This window comes from Dethiosulfatibacter sp., from assembly GCF_983023055.1.
The window spans coordinates 1-10,250 of the sequence record NZ_CEZJXU010000032.1; the positions used below are offsets into that span (position 1 = coordinate 1).

Annotated in this window: 8 protein-coding genes; all 8 read right to left on the minus strand. The window is 34.2% G+C overall.

Annotation, left to right across the window (positions count from 1 at the left end; translation table 11 throughout):
- Positions 1-917: methionine gamma-lyase family protein (locus AC3AX0_RS02500; RefSeq protein WP_487548725.1), on the minus strand; the 917-nt coding region annotated here is incomplete at its 3' end.
- A 73-nt stretch (positions 918-990) separates the two neighbouring features.
- Positions 991-1,215 carry an RNA chaperone Hfq gene (gene hfq / locus AC3AX0_RS02505; protein ID WP_487548726.1) on the minus strand — a complete coding sequence of 75 codons (225 nt, stop codon included), beginning with the start codon at positions 1,213-1,215 and terminating at the stop codon, positions 991-993.
- Complete coding sequence (gene miaA, locus AC3AX0_RS02510) at positions 1,199-2,152, minus strand: tRNA (adenosine(37)-N6)-dimethylallyltransferase MiaA (protein ID WP_487548727.1); 954 nt, start codon at positions 2,150-2,152, stop codon at positions 1,199-1,201. Before miaA ends, hfq begins: the two co-directional genes overlap by 17 nt.
- A gap of 8 nt (positions 2,153-2,160) precedes the next feature.
- Positions 2,161-4,080: a DNA mismatch repair endonuclease MutL gene (gene mutL / locus AC3AX0_RS02515; protein WP_487548728.1), complete on the minus strand. Its 1,920-nt coding sequence runs from the start codon at positions 4,078-4,080 to the stop codon at positions 2,161-2,163.
- Positions 4,081-6,726, minus strand: a complete 2,646-nt coding sequence (gene mutS, locus AC3AX0_RS02520) for a DNA mismatch repair protein MutS (protein WP_487548732.1) — start codon at positions 6,724-6,726, stop codon at positions 4,081-4,083. It lies immediately after the preceding gene.
- A 22-nt stretch (positions 6,727-6,748) separates the two neighbouring features.
- Entirely contained in the window at positions 6,749-8,071 is a 1,323-nt protein-coding gene (gene miaB, locus AC3AX0_RS02525; protein WP_487548729.1) for a tRNA (N6-isopentenyl adenosine(37)-C2)-methylthiotransferase MiaB, read from the minus strand.
- A gap of 107 nt (positions 8,072-8,178) precedes the next feature.
- Entirely contained in the window at positions 8,179-9,600 is a 1,422-nt protein-coding gene (locus AC3AX0_RS02530) for a S1 RNA-binding domain-containing protein (protein ID WP_487548730.1), read from the minus strand.
- Positions 9,584-10,250 (minus strand): 4-hydroxy-3-methylbut-2-enyl diphosphate reductase (ispH, locus tag AC3AX0_RS02535; RefSeq protein ID WP_487548731.1); only part of this gene is annotated, 667 nt, incomplete at its 5' end. The genes AC3AX0_RS02530 and ispH, both read right to left, overlap by 17 nt.

Below are 10,250 nucleotides of genomic sequence, written 5' to 3' on the forward strand. Positions count from 1 at the left end.
ATGTCGCTTCTTTCATCATCAATTTCAGGAATGATATCATATCCAAGTTCCTTATAGATATGGGCTATGAGAAGAGCACCTTTTAGAGATTCCCCTACTGCCGATGGAGCCATATAAAGTCCCTGAAGTATATTTCTGGTTTGTCCGAAGGTAAGTCCTACTTCTTTTCCAATACCTGGTGATGTAAGTCTGTTTGATATCATTTCTATAAGATTTTTCTTTCCGCAAATATATCCTCCTGTGAGAGCTATACCACCTCCAGGATTCTTTATTAGTGATCCAACAACAAGATCCGCACCGAAGTCGCTTGGTTCAAACTCCTCAATAAATTCACCGTAACAGTTGTCTATCATAATCACGATATCTCTATGTTTGGACTTTATATGCGAAATGCATTCCTTCATTTTATCTACAGTTATTGCTTTTCTTTCAGAATAGCCCGTTGATCTTTGTATCATTATTACACGTGTGGAGTCGTCTATGGAACTGTCTATTTTATCTAGATCAAAATCCTCATCATCTATCAGATCAACTTCACGATAGTTTATTCCATGGTATTTCAGGTTATTTGCTTCATCCCCTGTTTCACCCAGAACTGTAAGCATGGTGTCATAGGGAGTTCCTGAAATGGAAACTATTGTATCGCCATGTTTAGTTATACCTGAAAGTGTAAGGTATAATGCATGGGTTCCTGAAACTATATTTGGACGCACAAGGGCATCTTCGGTATTGAAGATTCTTGAGTATATCTCTTCAACCTTTTCCCTACCTGGATCATTGTAACCATACCCTGTGTTCCAATAAAAATTTGTATAGTTCAGATTTGACTCCTGCATTGCTTTGATTACTTTGAATTGATTATATTCTTTTATCTTGTCTATTTCCTTGAAATTATCATCTAACTGAATTTCAGCCATTGAAATAAGGTTAGAAATATCATCACTAACCCCGAATAGTTTACATAAATTATTTTTAATCAACTAAATCACCTTATTGTACATCGAATTTGATGTTAACATCAGGTACTATGGTCGAAATGGCATGTTTATAGATAAGCTGTTGCTTTCCATTGTATTCAAATATTACTGCATAGTTGTCAAATCCTTTACAAAGACCTTTCAACTTGACTCCGTTTGTCAAGAATATAGTTAAGTTGATTTTGTCCTTTCTTGCTTGGTTTAAAAAAGAATCTTGTAAATTAATTACTTGTTTCATTTTGTATTCCCCTTTCACTTAGGTAGATTTTTATATCATCTATTAGTTTGTTTTTATTTTTAGGATTAACATTAATCCATTTTATCCTATTATCCGGTCTGAACCATGTAAATTGTCTTTTGGCAAGCCTTCGTGAGTTTCTTTTAATGAGTCTTACTGACTCTTCAAGAGGTATTTCTCCGTCAAGAAAACTTGTGATTTCTTTGTATCCTATACCCTGCATTGACTGCAGCTCTTTTTTGAAGCCTTTGTCAATGAGAGACGTTACTTCTTCAACAAGACCCATTTCAATCATTTCATCAACTCTTTCATTGACGCGGTCATAAAGTATTGCCCTGTCCATATCAAGACCAATAATAATGAAATCATATTGCTCTGAATTTTTTCTGAAGTCTGTATTTTGTTCGGAAAATGGTATTCCTGTTATTCTGCATACCTCAAGGGCTCTCACAACCCTTTTAACATTGTTGCAGTGGATTTTTTCAGCTGAACCAGGATCCAAGGTTTTAAGCATTTCGTGAAGATATTCTTTGCCTTTTTCTTCCAGTAATGTTTCGAGTTCCAATCTTATGTCAGGGTCAGATACAGTATTTGAAAAATTCAAATCATATATAATTGAATTTACATAGAGACCGGTTCCACCTGCTATTACGGGAATTTTGTTTTCCGAATGAAGCTTTTCTATTATTTTTTCAGTATTTTCCTTGAATTCAGAAACTGTATAAGGAACATCCGGGTCCACGATATCAATCATATGATGTAATATACCCTTTTTTTCTTCTTCAGTAACTTTTGCAGTTCCTATGTCCATTTGCCTGTATATCTGCATGGAATCAGCAGATATTATATCACTGTTGAGATATCTAGCAATTTCAACAGAAGCAAAAGTTTTGCCTGAAGCTGTTGGACCTACAATAAGTATGATTTTTTTCTTCATATCTTCACCTAATTAACCCTGTTAAATGATTTTTCAATCTCATGCTTGCTGTATCTAATCCATATAGGCCTGCCATGAGGACAGGTAAATGGTGAACTGCATCTTGACAATTCATTGAGAAGATTATCAATCTCTGATTTTTTAAGTTTGTCTCCTGCCTTTACAGACGCCACACAAGCTTTTTTGATGAGTTTATTAAGATAATCGCCCATATTTCCATTAGATTTTTTCAAGTCTATATTGTCAAGGATGTCATAAAATATCCTTTTAATGTCTCCATTTGTAAATATGAAAGGAAGAGCCGATATCCTTATTGTTTTCGAACCGAAGTCCTCAACATCAAAGCCAAGCTCTGCATAGGTATCAAGATTATCCAAAACCTTGTCATATTCTTTAAGCTCTAGATGTACAAGTTCAGGTACCAGAAGGTTTTGAACCTTTATATCAGACGTGTTGAACTGACTGATGAATTTTTCATAGTTAACCCTCTCGTGGGCTGCATGCTGGTCCATAAGAAACATGTTTCCATTGATTCTGTCTTCATATATAAGGTATGAATCAAATACAGAACCTATATATATCAATTCCTTGAATACTATATGGTATGGATTATCCATGGTGCCTTTTTCAAATACAATTAGATTATCAGCATTTGTTTCAGTGTTTTCTACAGAATTGTAATATTCATCATCATTAGTTCCATCATATGTTCTGTCAGCCAGTTTCTTTGATGTTAGATCGTGAATTGAATTATTCGAAATATCTGTATTTTCTATTTCTAACTTTATATCATCAGCCAAGTCAATGGGATTGAGTATGAACCCGTCAGATATCTCTTCCGGAGTAAAAACCTTAATCTGTTCTGAAACTATGTCAGAAGTCATATTGCCAGACCTTGCTTTGTTGCTGTTGACATTTTTCTTTACTGATTTTGAAAGAAATTTACTTCTAAGTTTTTTCGCTATAAGAGAAAACAGAAGGTCCTCTAAAAATTTCATGTCATTGAATTTAATTTTAGACTTTTGAGGATGAATATTCACATCAATTTCAGAAGGATCCAGAGTTATATAAAGTATGAATCCTGGAAATTTACTCCAAGGCAGCATTGTTGAATATGCTTTTTCAATGGATGATGATATATCCTTATCCATAATAAACCTGTCATTGACATAAATCAACTGCATTTTTCTGTTTGCCCTGTAATAATTCAGATTTGTTATATAGCCTCTAATGTCTATGGTATCAGATGAATACTCTATTTCCATTAGTGATTTTGAAAAATCACTACCAAGAACACTGCTTATTACATTAAGTTCAGTAGTTTTTTTGGGTGTTGTATGGATTATATTGCCATCCCTGATCAACTTGAATGAAATATCAGTATTTATGAGAGATAATCTGGTTATAAGGTCTGTTATTGCAGAGCCTTCACTTTTGTCTGTCTTAAGGAATTTCTTTCTAGCGGGAATATTGTAGAACAGATCCCTTACAATTACAGTAGTTCCATTTGGAGCACCTGTAAACTGTTCGGATAATGTTGTGCCTCCAGAAATCTTTACTGTCCTTCCCATTTCCTCATCTTCTGTTTTTGACGTCAATTCAAACTTTGATACAGCCGAAATGCTTGACAAGGCTTCACCACGAAATCCCAAGGTGTCTAGGCTGTACAAATCCGTAACAGTCCTTATTTTACTGGTAGCGTGTCTTAGAACTGATATTCCAATGTCATCGTTGGCTATTCCGCTTCCATTGTCTGTAATCCTTATATAGCTTTTACCACCATTTTTGATTTCGACAACTATTTCATCTGCCATAGAATCTATTGAATTTTCAACCAGTTCCTTGACGACTGAAAAAGGACGTTCAACTACCTCGCCGGCAGCTATCTTGTCTATTGTCTTTTCATCAAGAAGTTTAATTTTACTCATTTAATCACCCAGTTCTCTGGCTTTTTTTATCAATTCATTCATCATATTCAGAGAATCAAGAGGAGTCATTGAATTGATATTAAGATTCAGTATGTTTTCGGATATGAAATCCTTGTATCTAGCATCATAGTTCCAAAAGGAAACCTGCTCCATTCTTTCGTTTTCAGAATTTGACGCTTCATCATCGCTTTTGGTATCTGCAAAGTTTAAGGAATTCTTTTTGTTAAGATCTATTTCCTCAAGCTTATCAAGCAGTTGGAAGGATCTGTTTATTATGTTTTTAGGAAGTCCTGCAAGTCTTGCAACCTGAATTCCATAACTTTTATCTATACTTCCTTTGGTTATTTTACGCAAGAAAATTATATTTTCTCCTGATTCCTTAATCATTATCTTGTAATTGTTTATACCCTTAATCTTGTCTTCCAACTCTGAAAGTTCATGATAGTGGGTAGCAAAAAGCGTCTTTGCCATTATATTATTTGTTATATATTCCGTAACAGACCAGGCAATGCTCAAACCATCGTAGGTGCTAGTTCCACGTCCTATTTCATCAAGGATAATGAGACTGTTTTCAGTAGCATTATTTATGATGTTTGAAACTTCTGACATTTCAACCATAAAAGTACTCTGTCCGCTTGACAGGTCGTCTGATGCACCTACTCTGCTGAAAAGCTTGTCTACAAGAGATATCTGAGCCTTCTCTGCAGGAACGAAGCTACCAATATGTGCAAGAATTGTTATGAGGGCAACCTGTCTCATGTATGTTGACTTGCCTGCCATGTTTGGTCCTGTTATTATGGAAAACCTGTTTTCATCCTTGTCAAGGTAAGTTGAATTTTCAATGAACCTTTCATCTTTCAATACCTTTTCAATGACTGGATGTCTTCCATTGACAATATTTATTACACCGTTTTCAGTGATTTCAGGTCTTATATATCCGTTTTTTAATGCAGTAGTGCATAGCGAATTCAAAGCATCCACAGTGGAAACCATTTCGGCGGATTTTTGAATCCTCTCAATCTGATTTTTTACAAATAGTCTAATATCATTGAATATTTCATATTCAATGTCTACAATCTTTGATTCCGCATTTAGAATCTTCACTTCCATATCCTTAAGGTCAGGAGTGATGTATCTTTCTGCATTTGCCAGAGTTTGCTTTCTTATGTATTCCTCAGGAACCAGACCAAGGTATGATTTCGTCACTTCAATATAGTATCCAAATATCTTGTTGAATCCTATTTTCAGGTTTTTTATTCCAGTCTTTTCTTTTTCCTGGTCAATGAGTCCGTTGAGCCATTCCTTTCCATTTACTGATATGTTTCTAAGCTCATCAAGCTCATCGTTGTAGCCGTCCCTAACAAGATTTCCTTCTTTTATGGTGACAGGAGGGTTTTCAACAATACTTGTAGCAATCATGTCATGAATATCATGAAGTGTATCCATCTCTTTGGATATTTCATTGAATAGTTTTGTATCAAGTGAAGAAACATCGAACTTAAGATCAGGAAGAACTTCAATTGACTGGTTAAGGGAATTCAAGTCCCTTGCATTGCAGTTTCCATAGGTAATCTTACTCATGAGTCTTTCTATATCGTATATGCTCTTCATATGTTCTCTGATATTGTTGGAAACAATTATATTATTATACAGCTCTTCCACAGCATCATGCCTGTATCTAATAGATTCTAAATCTTGGAGAGGCTCGAGAAGCCATTTCTTAAGCTTTCGTGCACCCATGGCCGTCTTTGTATGGTCAATGACGTTGAACACTGTATTTTTCTTGTCGATGCCTCTTATAGGATCTGTCAACTCCAGGTTTCTTCTAGTGCTATTGTCGATAATCATATAATCGTCTGTCTTGTAACAATCAAGCTGATTTATATGATCAAGGGATATCTTCTGTGTCGAATATAGATATTCCAAAAGATTTCCTATAGACAAAATTGAAGCTTTGTCTTCAGCATAAATTCCAAAAACCTCTGTCGATATAACCTTGAAATGATCCTTTATCATGTTTAAATAGTAATCAGTATCGGTACCCTGGTCTGTAATGTTCAAGTTTTTTAGTACAGTATCCAAACTGTTTAGTTTGTGTTCCGAAAAAATTTCTTCAAGGTCTTTGTTTGACAATATTTCAGAAGGTTTTATCTTGCAGATTTCATTATACAAATCAATAATATTTTTATCGTTTATATGGTCTTTGAATTCCGTTGACAACATATTTCCAGTAGAAACATCGACATAGGAAATACTACATGAATTTTTAAGAACAGTAACAGAACTTAAGTAGTTGTTTTGCTTCTCATCAAGCATATCATTGTCAATTACTGTACCAGGAGTGATAACACGTACAACCTCTCTTTTAACAATACCTGCAGAGGAAGGAGGTTCTACTTGCTCGCAAATAGCAACCTTGTAGCCCTTTAGAACAAGCTTTGATATATAACCCTTGGCTGAATGATAAGGAATGCCGCACATAGGAGCTTTTTCTTCCAAGCCGCAGTTTTTACCAGTAAGTGTTATTTCAAGTACTCTTGACGCAGTAAGGGCATCATCAAAGAACATTTCATAAAAATCCCCAAGTCTGAAGAATAAAATGCTGTTCTTATGTTTTTCCTTGATTTCCATATATTGTAGCATCATTGGAGTGAGTTTGTTCTTTTTCTTATCCAATTCTTGTACCTTCCATATACCAAGTCTTTGCTTTTTCTATTTTAATATTGACAAGTTTCCCAAGAAGCTCCTCGCCGCCTTTGAAATGTACAATCTTGTTCGAATTTGTTCTACCAGTCATATAGCTGTCATCATTCTTGCTGACATTGTCCACTATTATTTTTACCGTTTTTCCTATATGTGAAATATTAATTTCTTCAAATATTGGATAGAGTATATCCAGAAGTCTGTCAAATCTTTGGTGTTTTAATTTTTCATCTATCTGATCTTCCCTTTTACCGGCAGGTGTGCCGGGACGTATTGAATAAAGGTAGGTGAATGCAGAATCAAACCTTACTTCTTTTACAAGGTCCAATGTTTCCTGGAAATCTTCTTCACTTTCACCAGGAAAGCCTACTATAAAGTCTGAAGAAATTGCTATGTCAGGAATTTCTTTTTTGAGTTTTCTAATTATTGCAAGATATTTTTCTCTTGTATATTTTCTGTTCATTTCTTTCAAAACTTTGGTACTACCAGATTGTATGGGAAGATGCAATTGATTGCAAACCTTGTCGCATTCTTTCATAGCTTTGATGAAATCATCAGTTACACTCTTTGGATGTGATGATATGAATTTAATCCTGTCAATAGTTTCAATTTTGTTCAGTTCTCTCAGCAAATCTGCAAAAGTATAGGTCTTATCTGATTCATATTCATATGAATTTACATTTTGTCCAAGAAGTGTGATTTCCTTGTATCCCTTTAGTCCAAGAACTTGAACTTCTTTGACAATATCGTGGAAATCCCTGCTTTTTTCTCTGCCCCTTGTATAGGGTACTACACAGTATGAACAAAAATTATTACATCCGTGCATAATATTTACAAAAGCCTTGTGGCTGAATTTTCTTTTTTTAGGTATGTTTTCTTCTAAATTATCGCTATCCTTTAATATTGACACTACTCTTTCATTCTTATTTTCTATATCAAAGAGCAGTTCAGGAAGTCTATCGTAAGTGTTTGTTCCAAAAACAAGATCAATATATTTATACTTTTTTAAAATATATTCTCTTATTTCATCATTTTGTGGTATGCAACCGCATATGGCAATAATCTTTGACGGATTATCAAGTTTTAGCTGTTTTATGGCGCCAAGCTTTCCATAAAGTCTTAATTCTGCGTTTTCTCTTATGAGACATGTGTTGAATATGATTAGATCTGCTTCTTTTTTTTCTGTTGTTTCTAAATATCCCTGTGAATACAATAGACCGCTTATTTTTTCAGAGTCGTATTCATTCATCTGGCAACCAAATGTTTCTATGAAAAATTGTTTGTTCATCATATCACCTACTTTTTCCTTATATCCCTTTATAATAAACTTTTCTATTCAATTGAAAAAAGTTGTTAGTCAGAAACTAACAACTTTTATTTCAACTAATATTTCAACTAATATTTCTTTTTAAATAAATCCCCGATTGTAAAGTTGTCATCACCTAGTGTATAACTCACCGCATCTTTGCTGCTTTTCTTTTCCTTAACTTCAGCTTCTGTTTCTATAATCATTGAAAGTTTGATAGTTTTGTTTTTTCTGTTTATATCAATTATCTTGCATTCAACTTCCTGATCTTTTTCAAGAATCTGTGCAGGAGTTCTAAGCTTATCCTTAGAAACCTTGTTTAAAGGAACAAATCCATCAATTTCTTCACCAAGCTGAATTACAGCTCCTTCTACAGTCATGCTTTTAACAGTTCCCTTAACAATGTCAAATCTCTTTTTATCCTTAGTGTATTTTGCAAAAGGATCTTCAGAAAGCTGCTTCATTCCAAGAGAAAGTTTTTCGTTCTTAACATCAATCTTAAGTATTTTAACCTGAATCTCATCGCCAACATTCAGCACATCTTCAGGAAGATTTACCTTGTCCCATGATATGTCAGATACGTGAAGAAGACCTTGTACATTTTCAACTTGTACAAAAGCACCAAAGTTTGTAAGAGATACTATCTTTCCAGATACAATCTCGTCTACAGTGTTGTTTTCGTCAAATATTTCAAAAGGCTTCTGAAGGTTTGCCTTCAAGCTTAATGACATTCTTCTCTTCTCTACGTCTTTCTTAAGAACTTTAACCTGAACCAAATCACCTATAGTCAATACCTCTGAAGGATGTTTGATTCTGTTCCATGATATCTCATTGATATGAAGAAGTCCTTCAATACCGTTGATTTCAACAAACGCACCAAAATCAGCAAGTCTGTTTACTTTACCATCGTAATTTTCTTTAACTTCAAGAGCTTCCCATGCAGCCTGCTCTACTATTCTGGCTTCATCAAGTTCTATTTTCTTTCTTGAGAAAATAAGCTTGTTTTTTCCGTTTTTCATTTTTGCTTCGATTATTTCAACTTCCATAGTTTTGCCCGCAAAATCTTCAGGTTCAACATTTCTGTTTTTAGAAAGGTGAGATCTAGGAATAAATCCGCTGAATCCCTTAAGGTAAACAATTGCACCTTTTTCATTTGTCTTTCCAACAGTGATTTCAATTTTCTCACCTTTTTCGAACAGTGCAACAACATCGTTCCACTTCTCTTCCTGTTCGAATTGTTTTCTAGACAATACAACGTTTCCGTCGTCACCTGTGCTGTTAACAACTATCGCTTCTATTTCATCACCAACATTTAAAATAGTGCTTAAGTCTTCAATCTTTTCATGTGTATAGTTTTCTTTTTCAATTATTCCGTCACTTTTGTACCCGAAATTCACCAAAGCTGAATCCGGATTTACAAGAATAACTGTTCCTTTTATTTTTTTACCTGGATAAATTTTGACAAACTCAAAATTCTCCAGCAGTTCTTGCATTTCATTTTTTTCTGACATTTAAAATGGCCTCCTCGATTATCCATAATGGGGTGGATGCACCCGCGGTAATACCTAATTTTTTTGTGTTATTTATTAAATCATAAGGAATTTCATTAGAATTTTCTATCCAGAATGTATTCTCACAGATTTCCTTACTAATTTCATATAGTTTTTTTGTATTGGAGCTTTGTTTTCCGCCAATTACCAATACAGTGTCGCATTCATTAGCAAGCTTTCTACATGCGTTTTGTCTACGCTCGGTAGCGTTGCATATAGTGCTATTAAATATAATATCATTATTTGGTGAATTATTAAAGTATTCTTTTATTTTATTAAATTTTTCAGTATTATAAGTTGTTTGAAATACTATACAACTCTTGGTCAATTCCTCTCTATGGTTTTCAAGAAAGTCGTCAAGATCCGAATAAATAAAGACATTTCCATTGCTCCATCCTTTGATACCAATGATTTCAGGATGATTATCGTTTCCGAAAATCATTATATTGTAACCCATGCTGCTGTATTCATCAACAATTTTATGTATTTTTTTTACCTTTGGACAAGTAGCATCAATAATTTTTATATTATTGTCTTCACAAAATCTATAGGCATATCTACCAACTCCATGGGACCTTAGTATTAGAGGGGATTTGTCATTCTCTGATAGA

Coding starts and splice junctions, on each gene's coding strand:
- miaB (WP_487548729.1), bottom strand. CDS start 8,071: ATGAACAAACAATTTTTCATAGAAACATTTGGTTGCCAGATGAATGAA.
- mutS (WP_487548732.1), bottom strand. CDS start 6,726: ATGATGCTACAATATATGGAAATCAAGGAAAAACATAAGAACAGCATT.
- miaA (WP_487548727.1), bottom strand. CDS start 2,152: ATGAAGAAAAAAATCATACTTATTGTAGGTCCAACAGCTTCAGGCAAA.
- mutL (WP_487548728.1), bottom strand. CDS start 4,080: ATGAGTAAAATTAAACTTCTTGATGAAAAGACAATAGACAAGATAGCT.
- AC3AX0_RS02530 (WP_487548730.1), bottom strand. CDS start 9,600: ATGTCAGAAAAAAATGAAATGCAAGAACTGCTGGAGAATTTTGAGTTT.
- hfq (WP_487548726.1), bottom strand. CDS start 1,215: ATGAAACAAGTAATTAATTTACAAGATTCTTTTTTAAACCAAGCAAGA.